This window comes from Enterococcus sp. DIV0660C (genome assembly GCF_017316125.1).
In the GTDB taxonomy this organism is placed as follows: Bacteria; Bacillota; Bacilli; order Lactobacillales; family Enterococcaceae; genus Enterococcus_B.
Genome location: NZ_JAFLWA010000011.1, coordinates 1 through 23,661, shown reverse-complemented (window position 1 = coordinate 23,661; position 23,661 = coordinate 1). Strand labels below are relative to the sequence as shown.

Annotated in this window: 17 protein-coding genes and 1 tRNA gene; 5 read left to right on the top strand and 13 right to left on the bottom strand. The window is 35.6% G+C overall.

The features are described 5' to 3' along the window. Positions 1-526: 526 nt before the first annotated feature. The 5 genes from DOK81_RS02910 to DOK81_RS02890 form a co-directional block, all read right to left on the bottom strand. Positions 527-2,032, bottom strand: coding sequence for a HAMP domain-containing histidine kinase (locus DOK81_RS02910; protein WP_206907860.1), 1,506 nt, complete (start codon positions 2,030-2,032; stop codon positions 527-529). Next, positions 2,029-2,715, bottom strand: coding sequence for a response regulator transcription factor (locus tag DOK81_RS02905; protein WP_002290973.1), 687 nt, complete (start codon positions 2,713-2,715; stop codon positions 2,029-2,031). Before DOK81_RS02905 ends, DOK81_RS02910 begins: the two co-directional genes overlap by 4 nt. Before the next feature lie 191 nt (positions 2,716-2,906). After that, complete coding sequence (gene gndA, locus DOK81_RS02900) at positions 2,907-4,328, bottom strand: NADP-dependent phosphogluconate dehydrogenase (RefSeq protein WP_206907859.1); 1,422 nt, start codon at positions 4,326-4,328, stop codon at positions 2,907-2,909. A gap of 168 nt (positions 4,329-4,496) precedes the next feature. Then, the gene (rpmF, locus tag DOK81_RS02895) at positions 4,497-4,676 is read right to left on the bottom strand and encodes a 50S ribosomal protein L32 (protein ID WP_067484136.1); all 180 of its coding nucleotides are present in this window, start codon (positions 4,674-4,676) and stop codon (positions 4,497-4,499) included. A gap of 69 nt (positions 4,677-4,745) precedes the next feature. Continuing rightward, complete coding sequence (locus DOK81_RS02890; protein WP_206907858.1) at positions 4,746-5,306, bottom strand: YceD family protein; 561 nt, start codon at positions 5,304-5,306, stop codon at positions 4,746-4,748. A gap of 404 nt (positions 5,307-5,710) precedes the next feature. Between DOK81_RS02890 and DOK81_RS02885 the strand changes: the two genes are divergently transcribed. Then, complete coding sequence (locus DOK81_RS02885) at positions 5,711-6,616, top strand: LysR substrate-binding domain-containing protein (protein WP_206907857.1); 906 nt, start codon at positions 5,711-5,713, stop codon at positions 6,614-6,616. 30 nt (positions 6,617-6,646) lie between these two features. Here DOK81_RS02885 and pyk read toward each other — a convergent pair whose 3' ends face one another. From pyk to dnaE, 3 genes are all read right to left on the bottom strand, one after another. Then, complete coding sequence (gene pyk / locus DOK81_RS02880; RefSeq protein WP_206907856.1) at positions 6,647-8,431, bottom strand: pyruvate kinase; 1,785 nt, start codon at positions 8,429-8,431, stop codon at positions 6,647-6,649. A 127-nt stretch (positions 8,432-8,558) separates the two neighbouring features. Then, entirely contained in the window at positions 8,559-9,521 is a 963-nt protein-coding gene (pfkA, locus tag DOK81_RS02875) for a 6-phosphofructokinase (protein ID WP_067484127.1), read from the bottom strand. 166 nt (positions 9,522-9,687) lie between these two features. Beyond that, complete coding sequence (gene dnaE, locus DOK81_RS02870; protein WP_206907855.1) at positions 9,688-13,002, bottom strand: DNA polymerase III subunit alpha; 3,315 nt, start codon at positions 13,000-13,002, stop codon at positions 9,688-9,690. Positions 13,003-13,120: 118 nt separating this feature from the next. On the opposite strand from dnaE, the gene DOK81_RS02865 reads away from it, so the two are divergent. Beyond that, complete coding sequence (locus DOK81_RS02865; RefSeq protein ID WP_206898587.1) at positions 13,121-13,309, top strand: YjzD family protein; 189 nt, start codon at positions 13,121-13,123, stop codon at positions 13,307-13,309. A gap of 63 nt (positions 13,310-13,372) precedes the next feature. Here the strand turns inward: DOK81_RS02865 and DOK81_RS02860 are convergent, their stop codons facing one another. Further along, a complete protein-coding gene (locus DOK81_RS02860; RefSeq protein WP_206907853.1) occupies positions 13,373-14,569 on the bottom strand; it encodes a multidrug efflux MFS transporter in 1,197 nt (398 codons plus the stop codon). Between the two features lie 222 nt (positions 14,570-14,791). After that, on the bottom strand, positions 14,792-16,228 hold the full coding sequence (locus DOK81_RS02855; protein ID WP_206907852.1) for an NCS2 family permease: 1,437 nt from the start codon (positions 16,226-16,228) through the stop codon (positions 14,792-14,794). Positions 16,229-16,505: 277 nt separating this feature from the next. Between DOK81_RS02855 and DOK81_RS02850 the strand changes: the two genes are divergently transcribed. Beyond that, positions 16,506-17,315: a Cof-type HAD-IIB family hydrolase gene (locus tag DOK81_RS02850; protein WP_206907850.1), complete on the top strand. Its 810-nt coding sequence runs from the start codon at positions 16,506-16,508 to the stop codon at positions 17,313-17,315. Positions 17,316-17,559: 244 nt separating this feature from the next. On the opposite strand, the gene asnB is transcribed toward DOK81_RS02850, so the two are convergent. From asnB to DOK81_RS02835, 3 genes are all read right to left on the bottom strand, one after another. Then, a complete protein-coding gene (gene asnB / locus DOK81_RS02845; RefSeq protein ID WP_206907848.1) occupies positions 17,560-19,455 on the bottom strand; it encodes an asparagine synthase (glutamine-hydrolyzing) in 1,896 nt (631 codons plus the stop codon). Between the two features lie 416 nt (positions 19,456-19,871). Beyond that, positions 19,872-19,959: transfer RNA gene (locus DOK81_RS02840), tRNA-Ser, on the bottom strand. A 128-nt stretch (positions 19,960-20,087) separates the two neighbouring features. After that, positions 20,088-20,654 (bottom strand): TetR/AcrR family transcriptional regulator, encoded by a 567-nt coding sequence (locus DOK81_RS02835; RefSeq protein ID WP_206907847.1) that lies wholly within the window; start codon positions 20,652-20,654, stop codon positions 20,088-20,090. A 480-nt stretch (positions 20,655-21,134) separates the two neighbouring features. Between DOK81_RS02835 and DOK81_RS02830 the strand changes: the two genes are divergently transcribed. Together DOK81_RS02830 and DOK81_RS02825 are read left to right on the top strand one after the other, a co-directional pair. Further along, a complete protein-coding gene (locus DOK81_RS02830) occupies positions 21,135-21,731 on the top strand; it encodes a VTT domain-containing protein (protein WP_206907845.1) in 597 nt (198 codons plus the stop codon). Between the two features lie 103 nt (positions 21,732-21,834). After that, positions 21,835-23,634 carry a glycerophosphodiester phosphodiesterase gene (locus tag DOK81_RS02825; RefSeq protein WP_206907843.1) on the top strand — a complete coding sequence of 600 codons (1,800 nt, stop codon included), beginning with the start codon at positions 21,835-21,837 and terminating at the stop codon, positions 23,632-23,634. The last annotated feature ends 27 nt before the right edge of the window (positions 23,635-23,661 follow it).

Sequence of the window (23,661 nt, the reverse complement as noted above, 5' to 3'; positions counted from 1 at the left end):
GTTCAGTTTTCAAAGGTCTAATCAATTTGTTTTAACAACTTTTATATCTTAACAGATTCTTTAGAAGTTGTCAACACTTTTTGTTTTTTAATTTCAAGCCGTTTATTTAACGACTTGATAAGTTTAACATCTTATTCGTTATTTGTCAATAACTTTTTTATTGAGATATCAAACTTTTTGAAGCTTTTTTCTCAAGCGACTTTGTTATTCTAACATGTCATTCTTTATTCGTCAACACTCTTTTTTAAAGAAATTAGTGTTGTTAGTAAGTAAAGAATTATTTGAGAACAAATAATAATATAGCAATCTATTTCTTAAATTGCAACAGAAATAATTACTTTTTTGAATAATATTTTTAAAAACGAATATTCAAAAAAAAAGTTTCTTCTTTGTTCTATTTTTTCTGCTATTTTCTTGCTAAGCTTTACAGATTAGCGCTTATAGTTCGTCCATCAAATACTTGCGTTTCTTTTACCTTGCAGCCCTTTTCTATAAAAACGGAAAAGACAAGCAAAACGAAATTGTTTTACTTGTCTTCAGATTTTACTATTGGAATGAATATCCGAAAAATCGTCCCTTGTCCAACAACGCTCTCAGCAATAATTCTCCCCCTATAGCTTTCGACTAATTGTTTAGCTATAGATAATCCAAGCCCATTTCCACCTTTTGTACGTGCTCTAGCTTTATCAACTCGATAAAACCGATTGAATATTTTCTTCAAATCTTCTTGTGGGATTCCCTCACCAAAGTCTTGAATCGCAATCTCAAATTCACTTAACGTAGAAGAAATAGAAATATGTACTTCTTTTCTAGTCGTAGAGTATTTGACTGCATTATCAAGAATGATAATGATCAATTGTTCAAAATGATTACGATAGATTTGTAAAATCACTTCCTTAGATAGATCATCATCCAAAGTGATTACATAATCTGGATATAGAATCTTAAAATTATTATAGACTTGATAGGTAACTTCTTTTCCTTTTGTAGTTTCGTTACCATAATGAATATCAACTTGCTCCGCTCTAGAAAGATCCAACATTTCTTGAACAAGGCTCTTCATACGGCTAATTTCTTGCATACTTGCGCTAAGAGACTCTTCTAAGATTTCAGGATCATCTTTTCCCCAACGATTTAGCAAACTCAAATGCCCTTCAATGATTGCAACAGGTGTTCGTAATTCATGAGACACATCTTGAACAAATTGTTCTTGTTGTTCCATATATAGACGCATTCGATCAAGCATCTCATTAAAGATTTCAGCTAAATCTGCCAACTCGTCATTTGTATCAATTTCAGGCATATGGATATTCGACTGAGGGTCCTTTCGGATAGTATCCATCGTATCTCGCAGAACTTTTAACGGTTTCAGGAAATAAGAAGATAGGAAAAAACCTAAGATACTACTTAGAATCAACGAAACGACTTCTAAAATAATCAGTGTCAGCAATAATTTATTCCGTATATCATAAAAAGAGGACAATTCATAGAAAGTTTGTGCATACCCAATTTTTTCTCGAGTCCCTTTAGAATAGATTGGCTGGATTGACAAAAATCCTGTTCTACCATCAATTGTCACAATTGTCGGAACTTTTCTGGTTGTTTGCAACAACGCTTGACTATGCTGTTGTGTCTTAAATATCAACTTTTCTTCTAAATCATAGACGAACAAATCTAATGATGACTGACCAAGTTCAGCAATGAAGGAATCAATTTTCATCAAGTTCCCTTCGATATTCGTCGTTTGATCATCAATGTTACTATCATTAGTAGTTGTATTCGTTAAATTTCGGTACGTATTGACTAAAGTCAGCTCTTCATCTGAATTAGCTAAACGGGAAGCCACTTGCGAAATCGTTCGTTCCACATTGTTTCGTTCTTTAGCAACAATTAGATTAATTGAAGATTTGTAAGTAATAACTGCAAAAATAGTAAAAACAACAAATATAAAGAAAGAACTTGCAAAAGCCCACTTGATGGTCAAGGAAGGGCCTTTCAGTTCTCTTTTTTCCGATTTTTTCGGTTTGATCACGAGCGCATCACATAACCTGTTCCACGGACAGTTTGGATGTAACTTTCCTCCCCAGGAACATCAATCTTATTACGCAAGTAACGAATATATACATCGACAACATTTGTTTCGACTTCTGTTTCATAACCCCAAACTTTGTTTAATAGAACATCGCGAGCTAATACAACATTGACGTTTTCCATCAAAGTCAATAATAACTCATATTCACGTTTGGTTAATTCAATTACTTCATTTCCACGACGTACCACGCGATTTTCTTTTTCAATCGTTAGGTCACGATAAGTAATTGTTGTTTGTTTTGCTACGTTTTTATCACCTTCGATATCGATTCGACGTAACAAAGCTCGCAAGCGGGCTAATAATTCTTCGATTGCAAATGGCTTAACAATATAGTCATCTGCTCCATGGTCTAAACCTGACACACGATCAATCACAGAATCTCTAGCAGTCATCATGATGATTGGTGTATTCTTCACTTGACGGACACGTCGACAAACTTCTAATCCATTTAATTCAGGTAACATCAAATCTAGTAAAATGGCATCCCATTCATTATTTAAAGCGGCGTCTAATCCAGTACGACCATTATAATGAACTTCAGCATTATACCCTTCATGCTTTAATTCCAACTCGACAAAGCGAGCTAAGTTCTTTTCATCTTCAATGATTAGAATATTACTCATCTATTATTTTATCCTTTCCCTCTACGCGATTTCTACAAACTCTATCATTATACCGATATTCTACTTAAAAATCTATAGTCATTCTATCATGAATAAACAATTTTAAAAAGAGCCGAAGTCTATTCGTAACAAATGACTTCAGCTCTATCATGATTTCGCTAATTTTTCAGTTTTGCAAAGTCAAGAACTACTTACTCTTCATGATACCAAGAGTAGTGGAAGATTCCTTCTTTATCCACACGTTCATACGTGTGTGCACCAAAATAATCACGTTGTGCTTGAATAATATTAGCTGGCAAACGCTCTGCTCTATATGAATCAAAGTAAGAGATTGCTGAAGAGAATGTTGGTACTGGTACACCAGCTTGAACAGCTAAAGCAACTACATCTCTCACAGCTTGTTGATATTTCTTCGTGATTTCAACAAAATAATCATCTAACAATAAGTTTTCGATATCTGGGTCTTTATCATACGCATCTGTAATTTTTTGTAAGAAACGAGCACGGATAATACATCCTGCACGCCAGATTTTAGCAATTTCGCCAAATGGCAAATCCCAATCATACTCTTTTGAAGCCACTCGTAATTGAGCAAAGCCTTGAGCATAACTCATGATTTTGCTAAAGTACAATGCTTCACGAATTTTCTCAACTAATTCTTTTTTGTCGCCAGTATATTCAAAATTATTTGGATTTGACAAAATTTTACTTGCTTGGACACGTTCCTCTTTATAAGCAGAGATATAACGAGCAAAGACAGATTCTGTGATCAATGGAAGTGGCACGCCTAAATCTAAAGCACTTTGGCTTGTCCATTTACCGGTTCCTTTATTACCAGCAGCATCAAGGATAACATCAACAATCGGTTTGCCTGTACCCTCATCATCTTTACGAGTTAAAATGTCAGCAGTGATCTCGATTAAGTAGCTATCAAGTTCACCTTGATTCCATTCCTTGAAGATTTCAGCCATTTCTTCAACTGATAGTCCAAGAATGTTCTTCATTAAATCATAAGACTCAGCAATCAATTGCATGTCTCCGTACTCAATTCCATTGTGAACCATTTTTACATAATGTCCTGCACCATTTGGTCCGATGTAAGTGACACATGGTTCGCCATCTTCTGCTTTAGCAGAAATTTGTTCTAAAATCGGTGCCACTAGTTCGTAGGCTTCTTTTTGACCACCAGGCATGATAGAAGGACCTTTAAGTGCGCCTTCTTCTCCACCAGAAACACCAGTACCAATAAAGTTGATTCCAGAATTTGCTAATTCTTCGTTACGACGGATCGTATCTTTGAAGAATGTATTTCCGCCATCAATCAAAATATCACCTTTATCTAAATGAGGTAATAATTCTTGAATCGTCGCATCCGTAGCTGGTCCTGCTTTAACCATCAAAAGAATACGACGTGGTTTTTCAATTGAAGCAACAAAGTCTTCCATTGTATAAGTTGCTTTAAAGTTTTTATCTGGATGTTCTTCTACTACTTCTGTCGTTTTTGAACCAGTGCGGTTAAATAATGCGACTGAATAACCGCGGCTTTCAATATTCAAGGCTAAGTTTTTGCCCATAACGGCCATACCGACAACGCCGATTTGTTGTTTCGTCATATGAACTCCTCCTACATTTGGGGTTACTCCCCTAATCTCTCTCATTATAGCCTATCATCGGTGCAATGCAAACCAATGTGCAAAATATTTTGGCGTTTTTCGAGAAAAAAATAAACCCCAAGGCTCCATGGTTAGCCTTGAGGTTTTACATTTTCTAATTAAAATGTATTAAGCTTCTTTAGACATTACGTCCTTACCATCATAGTAACCACAATTTGTACATACGTGATGGCTTTTTTTCATTTCACCACAGTTAGGACATTCGTTTAACCCTTTGATTGTCAATTTGTAGTGTGTACGACGTTTTGCTTTTTTAGCTTTTGATGTTCTTCTAGCTGGTACTGCCATTTTGCTACACCTCCTTGTAAAGTCTTGCATCAAATTAGATGCAATATATTCCAATCTTACTTATTATCTTTATTCCTTTGATTCATCATCAAAAAATTCCGATAGTTTTGCAAGACGAGGATCTACTTTTGTCTCAGCTTCTTCCATTTTTCTGCGCTCATGTTCTGCTTCAGAAATAACTTCCCAATCCATACCTTTAGGCAGATTGGCTTCATCTATTTCCTCTGCTTCAGTAAGCACACGCATTGGAATCGCCAATAAAATATTATCTTCGATTGACTCTGTCAAATCAAGCTGTGTGCCTTCAATCAACAAAATATCATCAGCCGATAATTGTTCGTCTCGACTTTGGTACTGTTCTACTGTCATGAATAATTCATCAACTGGAAAATCCATTACTAGCTCAACAGGTTCTAATGAACGTGTTGATGGAACAGTCAGAGTCGTTTGCACAGTGTAATGAACGATATAGCCTTTTTTATCAACGGAAATAAATCCTTCAACAGCCACTGGTGCAACATCGAGTATTAAGTTATCACGTTTCATCAAACTTGATTTTAAATCAAGTGTTTCATGAAATACTAATGGTGTCTCTTGATATTTTCGTAATTCTAGTAAAGACCATTTCATTTTTCATCACTCCTAAGCAACAAAAGCAATTATACAGGGCAAAAACGTCCTTGTCAATGAAATTTTCTTGACACCTTACACTTCATAAAAAAACAGTACATTAAATACAAAATCAGTTTTCTTTTTTTACTTTAGTGACAAAATTTTCGTTTTCTTTTTTGCCAAAGTTCTATTGAGACGTCTTTCATGTCATTGAATTCTTTTCCGAAAAAAAATTTGAGTTTTATTTCTATTCAATCGAAATAACAAGTAATCGTTTATTGATTTCGTAAAATTTCCAAGTGTATCTGCTTAATCTTTTCTTTTTAATTATTCGAATCACTTCATAGAGTTTTCAGTTGCTATCAAGAAATGAATCTATTACAATAAATATTATTTATATGGATAATGAGAGGAGCTAACATATGAACACACGAGACATTGAATATTATGTCCAGTTAATCAAATTAAAAAATTTTACAAAAGTTGCGAATCTATTTCATGTTAGTCAACCTACAATTACTTACGCTGTCCAACGATTAGAGAAAGAGTTGAATGCCGTTCTCATCGTCCGAGATCGTTCGCACAATGAATTATTGATCACGCCTGCTGGCTACCAACTATTTATCCATGCACAGTCTATCCTTCAAGAAATTACTCGTGCAAAAGCAGAGATCCAACAACTACAAACAAAAAAAATTCGTCTTGGCATGCCACCGATTATTGGAAACGAATATTTTCCAAAATTATCCGGCTACTTTATTCGACAAAAATTGATGAGTCAATTGGAAATCATTGATGGTGGTTCTCGCGACTTATATGGAATGATTCATCAAGGACAAATTGATTTGGCTTTACTCGGTTCAACTCAGCCAATTGTTGATCAGTCGTTAGAAACGCAATTGCTCTTAGACAAGCGATTTATGATTGTCGTCTCACCTGAACATCCTCTTGCCCAAAAGCAAGCTGTTTCATTCAAAGAATTGATTAACGAAGAATTTGTTTTATTAAACGAGCATTACGTCCATCCAACTGCTTTCTCAAAACTAGCAAAGCAAACACATATCGAGCCAAAGATCGTTTACCAAAGTAATGATTTATCCATTCTAAAAAGTATGATTCGGGAACAAGTTGGGATAGGATTTTTAACAGAGATTGCGATCCATCAAGAAGACCAGTTGATTGCGCTTCCACTAACCGATACTGTACAACCACGCTTTTTGATTTCACTTGTCACACGCACACAACAATTGCCAACAGATTTACAGCAACAAGTTGTCCGTGTCATCAATGAATTCATTCAGACACAAAAAAACAGCCCCTCAGATTGAGGAGCTGTTTTTTTTATACTATCTAGTAAATTAGATAGCTGTTGTTTCGCCACGGTATACAATACCACGACGTGAATCAACAGTAATCAATTCACCATCAACGATTGTTGAAGTTGCATCTTTTGCACCAACAATTACAGGAATATCTTGAGCGATACCTACAACTGCTGCGTGTGAAGTTAAGCCGCCTTCTTCAACTACGACTGCTGCTGCTTTTTCAATAGCAGGCATGTATTCTTTATCAGTTGTTGGAACCACTAATACCATGCCGTCTTTTGCTTTTTTAATTGCTTCTTCAGCAGATGAAGCAACTACTGCGTTTGCAACAACAGATTTTTGACCAACGCCTTGAGCTTCTAATAATTTAGAACCAATCATTTGAATTTTCATTACGTTAGTTGTTCCACGTTCACCAACTGGTACACCAGCAGTGATCAAGATTAAATCGCCTTCTGAAGCAAAGCCTAATTCAACTGCTTTTTTAGCAGCTAATTCAAACATTTCATCAGTAGTTGTTGGTTTTTCAGTAACTGTTGGGTATACGCCCCAGTTTAACATCAAACCACGTTTTGTGCGTTCGTCAAATGTAACTGCCAAGATGTCAGCATCTGGACGGTATTTAGAAATCATTTTAGCTGTGTAACCAGACTCAGTTGCAGCAACGATTGTTTTAACACCTAAGTTTTTAGCAGCACGAGCTACTGACAAACCGATTGTTTCAGTAACATCAGTTTTGTCAAATTGATTGATTTGGAATGTACCTAATTCAGCTAAAGCTTTTTCAGCTTCTTGGTCAATACGAGCCATTGTTGCAACAGCTTCTACTGGGTAGTCACCATTTGCAGATTCACCTGATAACATTGTTGCGTCTGTACCATCAAATACAGCGTTGGCAACGTCAGATGCTTCGGCACGTGTTGGACGTGGGTTTTCTTGCATTGATTCTAACATTTGTGTAGCTGTAATAACTGGGATACCAGCAGCGTTACATTTTTTAATGATACGTTTTTGAACCATTGGTACTAATTCAGCTGGGATTTCAACACCCATATCACCACGAGCAATCATAACACCATCAGAAACTTTGATGATTTCGTCGATGTTGTCGATACCTTCTTCAGATTCAATTTTAGGGAAAATTTGAACGTGTGTCATATTTTTTTCTTCTAAAATTTCACGAATGTCTAAAACGTCTTGCGCTTTACGTACAAAACTTGCAGCGATAAAGTCGATGTCGTTATCTAAACCGAAACGAATATCGTCAGCATCTTTTTCTGTAATACCTGGTAAGCTGATTGATACGCCTGGTGCATTAACCCCTTTACGTGATCCTAGCATACCTGCATTTTTCACTACTACAACTAATTCGCGGTTTGCTTCGTCTTTTTCAACGATTTCCATGTCAATAAGACCATCATCGAATAAGATGTGTCCACCAACGTGAACGTCATCGAATAAACCTGGATAAGTTACAGCGATTTTTTCTTTTGAACCAACATGTTCAGGATCCATTGAGATACGAGTTTGATCTCCAACTTCAAATTTGATATAGCCAGCACGGCCAAAATCAGCTTCTGTTGTTCCTTGAACAGTTGTACGGATTTCTGCACCTTTAGTATCTAAAAGGATACCTACATCTTTACCTGTTTGTTTAACAGCTTCACGAACCATTACCATACGTGATAATTGTTCTTCATGATCTCCATGTGAGAAGTTAAAACGGAAGACATTTGCTCCAGATTCGATCAGTTTAGAAATAGTTTCTACTGAGTTACTTGCTGGTCCTAATGTACTAACGATTTTGGTTTTTTTCATTTTACAAAACGCTCCCATTCAATTTTGTTTATTTAAAGCTTTACAGCTTAAATAGCTACTAATATAGATAATTTAGTTGAGTCAAACAAAGTTTGCTCTACTCATTCCTTCTTTTGCTCAAATCACTTTAGAATGAAAGAGTATTATTTAATTCGTATAATGATAAGTCTGGTTTATGTTTGTTGTTTTCCAAAGTATCAATGATGTCAGAAGCAACGATTTCATTGTCGTGGATACCAACACATAGTCCGCCTTTACCTTGTTGTAATAATTCAACAGCATAAGCGCCAAATTTACTTGCTAACACACGGTCACGTGCGCTTGGTGCGCCCCCACGAACAACGTGTCCTAAGATAGATACGCGTGTATGGTAGTCACCGAATTCTGAAAGTTTTTCAGCAAATTCATTTCCGCCCATTACACCTTCAGCCAAGATGATCAAGCAATGTTTTTTACCACGATCGCGGCCTTCTTGGATTTTTTTAGCAACAGCAGCCATGTCAAAGTCATGTTCTGGAATGATGATTTCGTCAGCACCACCTGCAACACCTGACCATAGAGCGATATCGCCAGCGTTACGTCCCATTACTTCGATAACGAATGTACGAACGTGTGATGTAGCTGTGTCACGAATGCGGTCAATTGATTCAAGCACTGTATTGATTGCTGTATCAAAACCGATTGTGAAGTCTGTACCAGGAATATCATTATCAATTGTTCCAGGAATTCCCACTGCTGGGAAACCACGTTTAGTTAAAGCCATCGCTCCGTGATAAGAGCCATCGCCACCGATAACTACTAATCCTTCAATACCGAATTTTTTCAATTGTTCAATACCCTTTAATTGCCCTTCTTCTGTAGCAAATTCTGGGTAACGAGCAGAGTACAAGAAAGTACCACCGCGTTGGATTTTATCACCAACATCAGCAACGTCAAGACGACGAATATCTCCGGCAACTAATCCGGCAAATCCGTAGTTGATTCCATAAACTTCTAGACCTTCATAGATTCCTTTACGAACAACTGCGCGAATCGCTGCGTTCATTCCAGGTGCGTCTCCGCCACTGGTCAAAATTCCGATGCGTTTCATATAAACATTCACCTCATTAAAATACTTTATCCTAAGAAGACTTAGGCTATAACCGTTTGTTTGCAATAACCACGTCTAACATTCTAACATTATTTTTCTAACTTGTCTTGGTTAATAGCTAAAAAAATGAAAAAAAATGAAAGCACATAGTATTTTTTACCGTAACTTATTTGAAAACAACATTTTCCTCCTGAAGTAAATAAGAAAGCTGCCCTTTTAGACTATTACTCCCATCTACCCAATTTTCCTCTGATAACACAATTTTCCGATGATTTTTTTCATAGTATAAAACAACTGGAATGTACCCAGGGTGTTTCTGAAAAATTGTTTTCAATTGACGCATTGTTTCATGGTCTTCTTGTTCTTCCGTAATTCTTAAATAACAAGTTTGATCTGGAAACTGTTTTTCAAATTCTTTGGCATCTGCAAATGTTTCACCGAGCAATTGTAATTCTTGGTTATAATGGCTTATTTCACTACGACCTTGTACAAATAATACTCGATTCATTTCAAAAAGATTTCTGAATTGACGATACAACTTGGGAAAAACGGTGACTGTTACTTCGCCTGAGCTATCTGTCCCTTCCACAAAAGCCATTCGTTCACCTTTTTTTGTCCGAATTTCACGAATACTTTTGATGTACAACAACAAACTGACCGTCTGCTGAGGCACGATTTCGGTAATCAATTGAACCCGTTTAGCTAAACGTAGTCGCTCATAGCCTTCCGTGGGGTGCCCAGATAAGTAAACACCTAGATATTCTTCTTCAAGGGCTAAACGTTCATCTAACGAATAATCTGCAACTTTTTCTTCTTTCAACGCCATGATTTCCATAAGATCCAAACTCCCACTACTATACTGAACATTTTGAATTTTTCCCTCTAAGTCAATCATGAGCTGCTTTCGATTTTTTTCTAGCTCATCAAATGCGCCGACCGCAACTAAAGGTTTTAAAATCTCTTCTTTAAGCCAACGCTTATCTATACGAATCAAAAATTCATCAACAGATGTGAACGAGCCCTTTGCCTTTCTTTCATTAATAATCTCTTCTACAAAGTCTCGTCGAACTCCTTTGATTGCTGTCAATCCAAAACGAATCATTTGTGAATCAACTAATTCAAACCCATAAGCACTTTGATTGATAGAAGGCGGACTTAATGTCAGCTTGTTCTTTCTCGCCTCAGCAAGGTATTCTTTTAACTTAGCAGTATTGTGCCGAACAGCATTCATCAAGCTAGTAAAGAATGCCCCTGGATAATGTGCTTTAAGATAAGCCATTTGGAATCCAACAAATGAATACGCAAATGCATGCGACCGATTAAATCCATAATTAGCAAAACGTTCAATATAATCATAAACTTCAATCGCCTTTTCTTTGGAGTAGCCCTGCGTCAGTGAACCAGCTACAAAATGTTCTCTTTCTCTATCAATAACTTCCTTTTTTTTCTTACTAATCGCACGACGCAAAATATCTGCTTGACCTAAAGAAAAACCAGCCATTGTTGAAGCAATTTGCATAATTTGTTCCTGATAAACAATGACCCCATAAGTATTTTCCAGAATTGGTTTTAATGTATCATCTGGATATTTGATAAGTTCTTTACCTTTTTTACGTGCAATAAATGTATCAATATTTTGCATAGGTCCGGGGCGATACAAAGCATTTACAGCAGCGATGTCTTCGATATTTTCAGGTTCTAATCGCCGTAAAACATTTCGAATTCCTGCGGATTCAAATTGGAAAACGCCTGTTGTTTCACCCTTTTGAAATAAATGGAAAGTTTTTGCATCGTTCAGTGGTATCTGTTTAAGTTGAAGATCGATTTTTTCTACACGTTTGATTGATTTAAGCGCATAATCGATAATCGATAAATTTCGTAATCCTAAGAAATCCATCTTCAACAATCCGATTTCTTCTACAGCATTCATGGTGTATTGTGTTAAAAATGCTTCGTCTGATCCCCGCTGTAAAGGAACTAATTCCAACAGATTTCGGTCACTCAATACCACTCCTGCAGCATGTGTCGATATATGGCGTGGTAAGCCTTCTAAAATCATTGCTGTTTGAAACAGCAGTTGGTTTTTTTTATTTGCTTGTACTAATTCAACTAATTTATTTGAAGATTTGTAGGCTTGCGACAAAGTGATTTTTAACTGATTTGGAATCGCCTTCGACCACCGATTTGCCTCACTTTGTGAAACACCAAACACTCGGGCAACATCTCTTAATACCATTTTAGCAGCCATTGTGCCAAAAGTTGCAATTTGTGCCATATGGTATTGTCCATATTTTTCGCGGACATAGTTCAAGACTTCTTCACGTTTATTATCAGGAATATCCAAATCGATATCAGGCATTGTATAACGTTCAGGATTTAAAAAACGTTCAAAAAGTAAATGATATTTCAAAGGATCCACATCTGTGATTGCTAAAACATAAGCAACTAATGAACCAGCTGCTGACCCCCGCCCCGCACCAGTAACGATTTTTTGTTTGTGAGCGAATGCCATCACATCCCATACAATTAAAAAGTAATCATCGAATCCCATTTGATGAATAATCGACAATTCATAGTCTAAACGTTCTTGATATTTTGGTGTCAAAGTTTTCACCCTTTTGGCTAATTGGCTTTGACATAATTGTTTCAGGTAAACTGCTGCAGATTCATTATTTGGAACTGGATAATGTGGTAATAGCTTTTGATGAAATTGAAACTCAAAGTTTATTGATTCAGCTAATTTTTGAGTGGTTTCAAGAACTTTGTGCATATGTCTCTCATTAAATTGCTGAATTCTCTTACTCTCTGATTCAAGAAAATTTTTATTTTCTAATTGACTAACTTCTACTAATTCCTCAGGTGAAATCTGTGTTCCTTCTTTAATATGCTTCATTGTTTCCAACGCAAACAAATCTTCCTGATGCAAACTTGCAATTGGATGCAACGCACATAGTTGTTCCTCTTCCGTTAGTAAAAAATCATACCATTCTTCAGAAGAGGAAGGGGTCTGGATAGTCACACCTCCATAAAAATCTTGTGAGTGAACTTTTTCTTTTAGCATTTGCCAATGACTTGCAAAAGTTTCTACCTCACCATAATCATTTGCAATAGAGTGATTATCCGGAACAACTAAAATCAAATGATCTGTTTTCGTCCAAGTGTTCAGTTCGATAGTACCTTCAATCATCTTTTTGCTCGATACATTCATCAATTGTTGGTACCCAATCTTATCTTTTGCATAAACTAGCAGTCCGTAATCATTGTCTTCAAAAGTATACTCAAGATGTATGCCAATAATTGGTTTGATGCCCTCTTTGACACACTCTTGGTAAAATTCTGCAGCACCATACAAAACATCCTCATCCGTGATAGCTAAATAAGTGTAACCCAATTTTTTAGCCTCACGGACATATTCTTGGATGCGAATCGTGCTTTGTAATAAGGAATACGAAGTTCTCGTATACAGTTGTGGAAAAAACATCTTGCATTCCGCCTTTTTTTTCGTTAAAATTCACTATCGTTAGTACAATGAAGCCTTGTACCTTGCTTTACATTCAAAAAAATTCTGTTAAAATTGGGATAGAAAAGAGGTGTTCTTCATGCGATATATTGTAACGTTATTTTGGTCTCTAGTTTTAGGACAAGTTGTCGGTTACATTGGTGGTGCCTTGACACAAGGAACTTACGATTTTACTTTGACAGCAATTCTGTCACTAGTTACTGGTATCATTATCATCTTAATCGGTGCAGTTGCTCCAACAAAAAAAGAAGCCTCATCGCACTCATAGTAAATCAAAACAGATTGGGAAAGCAAGTTTTCCCAATCTGTTTTTTTGTCTACAATTCTTTTTTTAAAATTTACTACGCAAAACCTTTCTAAAATTAAAAAGCGAAAGGCCGATATTGGATAAGACAAAACAACTCGTTACCACGAAAACTGCACTGTAACCAAACGAGTGGGCTACGGTCGAACCAAGCATTGGTCCTAAAACCTGCCCAAAGTTACTAAACATTTGATTGTAACTATACACTCGGCTTACACCCTCTTGAGGAGTGATTTTGCTAATCAACGTATTAATAGAAGGCATCAACGCCCCAGTCGAAAAGCCTAAAATAAAACGCAAGATACCTAGCTGTAGTGGTGTTTGAACGAACGCCATAGGGAGATAACAACAAAACGATAAAACCAACCCAGCAAGCAGCACCTTATGATTACCAATTCTATCGCCTAATTTTCCTAATTTAGGTGAAGATAACACCGCCGAAACCCCAGCAACTGAAACAATCAATCCACTAATAAAAAGAACATTGTTGATATCCCCACTTAATTGACGAATATACAATGTCAAAATCGGACTGATACTGGTTACACCAATTTGTAAAATCAACGTGGTGATAAATAGTCCTACTAAAATAGAGAAATGGTCCATTTTTGAAAAAATTTCTTTCGTGCTAACTAAATCTTTCTTCTCAACCGGATGAAAATCTTCTTTTACTAGAAAAATGGTTAATATCGTTGTTACCAAAAGTACAGCACCTGTGATAATAAACACATTTTCCATTCCAAACCATTGTGCCAATGCACCACCCATTGAAGGGCCAATCAAATTTCCTGCAATCGCTCCAGTCGAAAGTGTCCCTAATGCCCAACCGCTTTTTTCCTTTGGTGCTTGTGAGGCAATCATTGCTGTAGCATTTGGAATATACCCTGATAAAATTCCATTAAAGAAACGCATGATTAATAGCCAATACACATTCGGAACAAAAGCCAGTGAGCCCATGGTGATCGTCATTCCCGCTGCCGCTCGAACCATCATAATTTTTCGCCCTTTTCGATCTGCTAAATTCCCCCAAACTGGAGCAACGATTGCTGCCGCAAAAGCAGTAACTGAAATCGCTAATCCAGAAAATAATTCAATCTGATCTTTAGGCGTTCCTAGTTGTTCGACGTAAACAGGAATAAACGGCATGACTAAACTAATACTTGCACCAGTGAAAAAACAACCAATCCATGCAATAATTAAATTCTTTCTCCATTTAATCCCCATTCATCATCCCTCTTTCATCTTTCTTCATCATACCTATTTTTAAAGCAACAAGCAACGAATGTGAAAGTAAAAATAAAAAAAGACAAAAAATTCTGACTTTTATAACTTTAAGCGAAAGAAAAAGACAAAAAGTAACGTCAACAGACGCACCTTTTGTCTTGAAAATTTTAACAAACTAAACATCATTCCTATTAATTTGTTAATTTTTTTAATTAAATTTAATTAAATAGTAGCTAAAATAATAAAGTTCAAGATAAACAAAATATCAACCACCCACAAAGCAAGCGATACTTCTTTTGCTTGTCCTTTAACTACCTTAACGATTGTATACATAATAAAACCAGCAGCAATTCCATAAGAAATGCTATAGCAAAGTCCCATAAAAATTGAAGCAAAGAAAGCAGGTAAAGCTTCATCAAGATTTCCCCATTTGATATCCGCAAATGATGCCATCATCATCACGCCTACTAAAATCAAGGCAGAAGCTGTTGCTTGTGCAGGCACAATCGCAATCAACGGAGAAAATAAACTACTTAATGCAAACAAGATAGCGACAACTACTGATGTTAAACCAGTTCGTCCCCCTGCCCCAATTCCAGCAGCAGATTCAACATATGTTGTTGTATTTGATGTACCAAAAACTGCACCTACGGACGTCGCAATTGCGTCAGCAAACAAAGCTTTATCCATTTTTGTTTTGAATCCTTTTCCGTCTTCCAACGCATCCTCATCTTCTTTTGAGAAAATGCCTGTACGACGTCCTGTTCCGATAAATGTACCAATCGTGTCAAATGTATCGGATAAACTAAATGCAATGATTGTCATTAAAACTTGTGGAAGTCTTGAACTATCACTGAATAAAGATTGCATTCCCTCTGCTCCAAAAGCAGCTCCAAAGGTTGTTCCTAATTCTTTAACTGAGTTTCCTAATGAATTAGCTTGCCAATCAATGGCTTGAAGATCGACTACACCCATTAATACACCTAAGATAGTTGTCACTACAATCCCAATCAACATTGCACCGCGAACATTTTTAACTACTAAAATTGCGGTAATAACTAACCCAATAACTGCTAATAAAATTGGTGCATTATTGAAATTTGCTAAAGCTGGAACAATTCCACCATTAATGGTTACATTTGTTGCTTTGCCACTTTCAACGACGGAACTCGTAATTGCTGATTGATCCGCACTGAAAGAAAGAAACCCAGCATTTTTAATACCAACATACGCAACGAAAATCCCAATCCCCCCACCAATGGCATGTTGTAAACTTTCTGGAATTGCATGAATAATCATTTTTCGAATTTTTGTTACTGTAATAAAAATATTGATCAAACCACAAATAAAGACCATTGCCAAAGCTTCCTGCCAAGAATAACCAAGACCGAATACTACAGTAAAAGTAAAGAAGGCATTCAAACCCATTCCTGGTGCTTGCGCATACGGAACATTCGCAAACAATCCCATGACTAACGTCCCGATAACTGAAGCGATAATCGTTGCCAAGAAAACTGCTTGAAATGGCATCCCTGAAGCTGATAAAATCGTTGGGTTAACAAAAAGAATGTAACTCATTGCAAAGAACGTCGTAACCCCCGCCATTATTTCTGTTGATACATTTGTTTTGTTTTCCTTCAATCCGAAAAACTTATCCATAAAAAATTCCACTCCCTGATTTTTTCTGATGAGGAAAGATAATAAATAAGACCAACGCATGATTTCCTCGAACAATTATTGATTATATAGTTGCTTCATTCGTTTTTCAACTAAAAAATGATATTTAATCATCAAAAAGAAAATAACGTTCGTGTTTTGGCTCTGATTTTTTCAAAAAAGCTTGCTTTTCATTCTTTGGTTATTGATTTTGTCACTTGTTTATTACGTCAAATATGCTAGACTAAAACAAATATCAGCTGAGAAAGGACTATCGCCATTGAATAAAAAGCTAATTGCCATTGATTTAGATGGGACTACTCTGAATCAAGACTCTTTAATTACAACTAAAACTGAACAAACCTTAAAAAAAGCCATTGCAGCAGGTCACTATGTTAGTATCGCTACTGGCAGACCTTTTCGAATGAGTTATCAATTTTATCAACAGTTAGAATTAACAACCCCAATGGTTAACTTTAATGGGGCTCTTGTACACATTCCTAATCAACTTTGGAGTGGCGAAAAGGAATCACAAATCAACCGTGAGATTGCTTTTGAAATTGTCTCACAAAAAAAAGCATTGAATCTTGACTTCGTTGCTGCTGAAAATCGCGAAACATTTTTTATCGATAGCTTAGAATTTTTCGATGAAAAAATTTTTGCTTCTTCAAATCCAAGTGAAAAAAATCTGCTTTCCCCTCAAAACTTAATAACTAACCCGACTTCTCTATTAGTTCGTACAGAAAAACAATTTGCCGAGCAAGTATCAAATGAATTGACACGGCAATTCGGCAGTTATGTAGATGTCCGCACTTGGGGTGGCCCAACAGCCATTCTAGAAATTGTTTCTAAAGGAATCGAAAAAGCAAAGGGTGTTCATCAAGTAGCTAATTATCTGGATATCAAACAAGAAGATGTCATCGCGTTTGGCGATGAACACAATGATCTTGAATTATTAGAGTATGCTGGTTGGGGCGTTGCTATGGCAAATGGTACAGATCAGCTAAAAGGCATCGCTAATGATATTACGGAAAAAACAAACCAAGAAGATGGCTTAGCTGACCATTTAGAAAAATTACTTCAACTATAATTTGTATCTATTAGAATAGAAACAAAATAAAAAAGCCTAGGACAGTCAATGGAGCAACCTTCAAAAGCTAGACAAAAATCTAACTTTTGAAGATTACTACATTCAATGCCTTAGGCTTTTTTGTAATGAAAAACTAACTCATTTAGAATCAATCCAAGCACTTCAGCCATTGAAAAATAAGTTTTCCAATGGCTGAAGTGCTTTTTCATTTATAAATAGTAACTCTCGTTTGCTTCTATCCTTCTTAAACAGTTACATAATCAATTGCTTCTGCTTGAGGAATTGTTTCATCAATAAAGTAAACTTTATACCAAGTCAAGAAGCTAAAAATTGTCCAAATCTTACGTTGCTCTTCTTTGATTCCTTCATGATGATTGTCCAATAGTTCCATGATTTTATCTTGATCAAAGAATTCTTTTGCAAAGTCTGCTTCAAATAAAGCTTTCACTTCTTGGTAACCATGTTCTTCTTTTAACCAAGCTTTGATTGGCACAGGGAAACCTAATTTCACACGGTTTGACCATTCTTCTGGCAACTGTTTGTTTGCTGCTTGTCTGAAAATATCTTTCGTGTTGTTTTGGTTTAATAAATATTTACTTGGAATTTGTTGTGCTAATTTCATCACTTCGATATCCAATAATGGCACACGAACTTCCAAAGAACTTGCCATTGATAATTTGTCGGCTTTCAACAAAATATCTTTTGGCATCCATTGGTGCAGGTCAACATATTGCATTTTATTGACTTCATCTTTGATTCCATCCGTTTTTTCGTAATGGACAGCCATGATTTCATTCACAGATGGTGCATCTTGATAAGTCGCTGTCAATAAATCAGCGGCTTCCTTTTCCTCAAAAACACGTGCATGACCAATGAAATACTCTTTAGCTGGCGCAAGTGATTCATATAAATGAATACGTCCGTGGAAGTTTTTCATTTTACCAATTTTACGGCCTAAACTATAGCGTGTTCCTTTTGGTAATTTTTTCAATCCTTGTGCAATCACACGAATAAATTTTGAGTTTGTATGGAAACCATATGTTTGGTAACCCGCAAATAATTCATCCGCTCCTTCACCGGATTGAACCACACGAACACTTTGTGAAGCAAGATTAGCTAAAAAATACAAAGGAACACAAGAAGGGTTTGAATCTGGCTCATCCAAATGATATTGGATTAATGGGAATGCTTTGAATGACATATCTCCGTCGATAACCGCCGCAGTATTGTCTAAATCTAAAATCTCTGTTAATTTACGTGCTTCAATTGCCTCATTATACGTTTTATCATCAAAACCAATTGAAAATGAATGATCGGGTTTTAAAACAGAGGTTACGTAACTTGAGTCAACACCACTTGAAAGGAATGAGCCAACTTCAACATCACTGATTGTGTGTGCTTTAATTGAAGCTTTAACTGTTTCATCAATTTTGTCAATCCATTCTTGGCGAGAATGTGTACCTTTTGTTTCAAAATCAGCATCCCAATATTCTTGAATATCTAACTTGCCGTCTTTATAAGTAAAATAATGGCCTTCTGGTAAACGGTATACATCTTTAAAGAACGTTTCACCATTTAAAGGTGAATATTGGAAAGTCATATAAGGTTTCAATGCTTCCTTATTTAATTCTTTTTTGAAATCAGGATGTGGTAAGAAACTTTTGATTTCTGAACCAAACATGAATGTACCATTCATGTTTGCATAGTAATAAGGTTTGATTCCAAAGTGATCACGGGCACCGAAAAGTTCATTTTTTTCATTGTCCCAAATAGCGAAAGCAAACATTCCACGAATTTTTTGTAATAATTCTGTTCCCCATTCTTCATAACCATGAAGTAGGACTTCCGTGTCAGCATGTGTGCGAAAAACATGTCCTGCGGCAAGTAATTCTTCTCTTAATGGACGATAGTTATAAATCTCACCATTAAAGATAATGATCTTTGTTCCATCTTCATTATAAATAGGCTGTGTTCCGCCTTCTAAATCAATAATACTCAATCTTCTAAAGCCTAAAGCAACGTGTTTATCGACATACTCACCAGAACTATTTGGTCCACGGTGTACAATGCGATCCATCATCGCGTTTACAACTGCACTCTTGTTATCTTTGTCATTGACAAAACCGACAATCCCGCACATTTAACTTTCACATCCTAATATAAATTACTTTTTCATTTTTTATTTCATGATTCTCATCTTAACACACTCGAAAAGTGCTGGCGAAAGGTTCTTCCCTAACAGTTTCGTCACATGAAAATAAGTCATGAAAACTTTTGCACATTTAATAAAAAGTTTTTCAATAACTAATTTAACATGTTTTCTTTGATGATGCTATCTTAATCGCTCATGTTAAAAGAAATTTTTACTCTTTCATTTGTTCTATTCTATTTTTTTAATTGCACGACAACTAAAAAGGATTTTTTTTTACTTTTCTCTCATTTTTATTCTATTAAACCTGTATTTATTCACGATTATTTTTTGTTTAGTCGTTATGTGACAAAACAAAAAAGATTGAGACATGAGCCTCAATCTTTTTGTTTATTCCAGTTTAATTAAGGAAGGTACAGGATTTGAACCTGCGCGCCGGTATTAGCCGGTTCGGCGGATTTCGAGTCCGCTGCATTACCACTCTGCCAACCTTCCGCGATTTCTATTTTTAATCTTTTCAGCCGAAATGTCAAGCACCATTTTTTCAGGCCAATCTTTTCGTTTTAGGTCAAAAGAAAAAGGCCACACGCAGTCAGACACCCACGTTAGCCTTTTATAAATTTTTAGCGGATAACTTCTGGATTGTCTATGGACAGCACAGAGTCAATTGTTCTAGAAATCAAAGAAATGATTTGTTCTTCTGTTGGCTGCATAATGTTTGAGGACATCAATGAAGCTAATCCAGTCACGACTACCCAAGTACCCGTATGTAACGCATCTATATATTCGTCAGATAAATGACTATATTTCTCGTCTTTCTTTGCAGCTTCATAGAAATAATTATATGAAAAATCATGCATTTTTTTACCATCACCATGTTCATCGATATACAATGCCATGTACAAACTATGATGCTTTTTTGCAAAATTGATATAATTTAAACCTAAATCGATAATTTTGTCGCCAGTATGCTCGATAGGAAAAACTTCCTCTTTGAGTTGCTCAAAAATAGAATCTAAAAGTGTATTCTTTAAATCTTCCATATTCTTAAACTCTAAATAAATAGGTTGTGTCGAAATCCCCATCTTCTTTGCAATGTTACGAGCAGTAAATCCTTTGAAGCCTTCTTTAGCAACAACTTCGTATGCTGCTTTTAGAATTTGATCTTTAGTATAGACTTTTCTTCTCATAAAAACTCCCCCACTTTGTACTGCATATATGTTCTTTAATTGTAACCGATAACTAACCATTTTTGCAAACATTTTACTCATAATTGTTATATTTAAATCAAATGAAGATAAACTATTTAATCAAATTCTAATAGGTAAATGTTTCTTCATCAAATTATGCATTCCCTTTCATTTTTTAAGCATTCCATTTTTCCTTATTTTTTCACTCTTTTTTTGTCAGCTATGGTGAAAACATCGTTACTAATCCGATAAGGAAACTATCGTTATTTATATTTATTTTCAAAAAGAAATAATTACTAAAAAAATGCCCCGATAAAATTTAAATAAGTCTTTAGTAGGATGTAATTTCTTCACAAATCTTTTATACTTACTTCGAACTTACAAAACTGTTTGAGTAGTGTCATCTAAATAAGTAGCATATTTGCCACTTTATCGCGTATAGTAATCTTAGATTAAAAAACTTCAAGGAGATGATTCAAAATGAACGTTACAGCATCAAGAAAACTTATCAACTTTATTTCAATTATCGGTTTAGGCGTGTCGATCGCACTGACTGTTTACTTTATCAATCTTGGAGTCTTCAAAGACATCAATGCATTGAGAGGTCTTGTTGGCCAATCAGTTATTCTTGGACCCATTATTTTCATTTTGATTCAGATCCTACAAGTAGTCATTCCCATTATTCCCGGTGGTATCAGTACCGCAGCTGGTGTTCTGATTTTTGGTCCTTATGCTGGTTTTGTTTATAACTACGTTGGGATTTGTATTGGCTCGGTTATTATCTTCCTATTAGGTAGACGCTACGGAAAACCATTTATTTTGTCTTTAATCAGTGATAAAACATATAACAAATATATTGGTTGGTTGGATAACCAAAGCCGGTTCGAAAAACTTTTTGCGCTTGCAATTTTCTTGCCAGTCGCGCCCGATGACGCACTTTGCCTGATGGCTGGTTTAACAAACATTTCCGTAAAGAAATTTTCACTAATTATTTTCCTTGCTAAACCACTCTCTATTTTCTTATATAGCATGGCATTGATTTACGGTGGACAATACTTGACCAGTTTACTTGGGTAACAGGATGAAATAAATGAAGACATTCTGACACAGATTAGTGGTCTGACCTCTAACCTGTGTTTTTTTTATTTTTAGGATACAATAGGATTAGTAGGTGATAAAAATGAATTATTTAAAACATAGTTTAGGGAATGCTTGGGATTTTCTCAAAGGAACACAAAATTATTTTCGTGATGTTCTACTAATGCACGGCTTCATTTTATTTATTTGTCTGCCGTTATTGAACAGTACAACTCGCTTTATTTTACATCGTGGTGCAATTGATTATTTATCTTATGACAATATCGCAACTATATTTTCTAAACATCCTGGTGTACTAGGTGCGCTTTGTTTAGTCTTGTTGCTGATATTACTTTTAGTCTATTTTGAGTTCACTTTTTTATTAATCAGTGTTTACTTCATCAAGAAAAGAAAACCTGTTTCTTTAAAACAATTGCTTCGAATGACCATCTTACAACTAAAAAAAGTTCGTCCCGTTACGTTTCTCTTTTTCTTAGCTTATTTTCTACTGATTTTACCGTTAAGCGGATTGAGTTTTAATTCTGATTTACTATCAAAAGTCAAAATTCCTTCATTTATTATGGATTTTATTTTTGAAAATCGGCTCGTGATCGTTAGTTTATTCGTTTTAGTTTACCTTTTCTTAGCATATATCGGTATCCGGCTGATTTTTGCGTTACCAGAAATGATCTTGCGGGATCGACCATTTCGCGAATCAGTTCGAGAAAGTTGGCGACTTACGAAATCCCGTTTCTTTGCGATTCTAGGTCAATTTATTATTATCGGTGGTAGTATCTTACTGATTTCCTCACTAGGTTATCTGTTTATCATCATTTCACAGACAGCTGTTGAGAGTTTTTTACCTGATTATTCATTGATTAGTGCTGTTTTTGCAATGACACTATTACAATTGATACTTTTGTTTAATATAGTTATGTCAACTGTTGGAATATTTTACATTATTGTCGACTTCATGGATGATGAAGGTTTTTTACCAGAAATTCCTGAATGGTTCACTCCTGAGCCACCCTTACATCGACATTCTACCTTAAAGAATACTGGACTTATTCTTTTTTGTGTTTTCTTTGGTGTTGGTGTCTGTTTATATAATATGAACTACTTGACTTCTGCCGCACAAACTACACCTTTAACCATTTCTCACCGTGGTGTCAGCAATCAAAATGGTGTTCAAAACACCTTGCCTGCCTTAGAAAAGACGAGTCAAACTTATCATCCCGACTACGTTGAAATGGATGTTCAAGAAACAAAAGATGGTCAGTTCGTCGTTATGCATGATTTCAATTTGAAGAATTTGACTGGCCTCAATCAGATACCACAAAATTTAACTTTAGAAGAACTAGAAAAATTAACAGTTAAAGAAAATGGTCAAGAAGCACCGCTTGTTTCTTTTGATGATTATTTAGCAGCTGCTAAAAAAATCAATCAAAAATTACTGATTGAAATTAAAACGACGAAACATGACTCGAAAGATCTTGTTGAGCGTTTCACTAACAAATATCGCTCAGAGATTTTGGAACAACATCATATTTTACAGAGTTTGACTTACCAAACTGTCGAAGATTTGAAGAAAACTGAACCAAAATTTTACGTTGGCTATATTTTGCCTTTTAATATTGTGGGTCCGCCGATTACTTCTGCAGACTTTTTAACAATGGAATATAGTACAATTAATCGAAACTTTATTTCATCTGCTCATGAGGATAATAAAAAAGTTTATGTTTGGACAGTCAATGACTCAGATGCAGTCAGTCGAATGATGTTTTATGGTGTAGATGGAATCATTACCGATCAGATGAGCATTTTAAATAAAGAAGTACAATCACTTGATGAGGAGATAACTTATTCTGATAAATTGCTTAACTTCGTACTAGGTGTTGGTTAATCCAGAAAATAATAAAAACAGCGATCG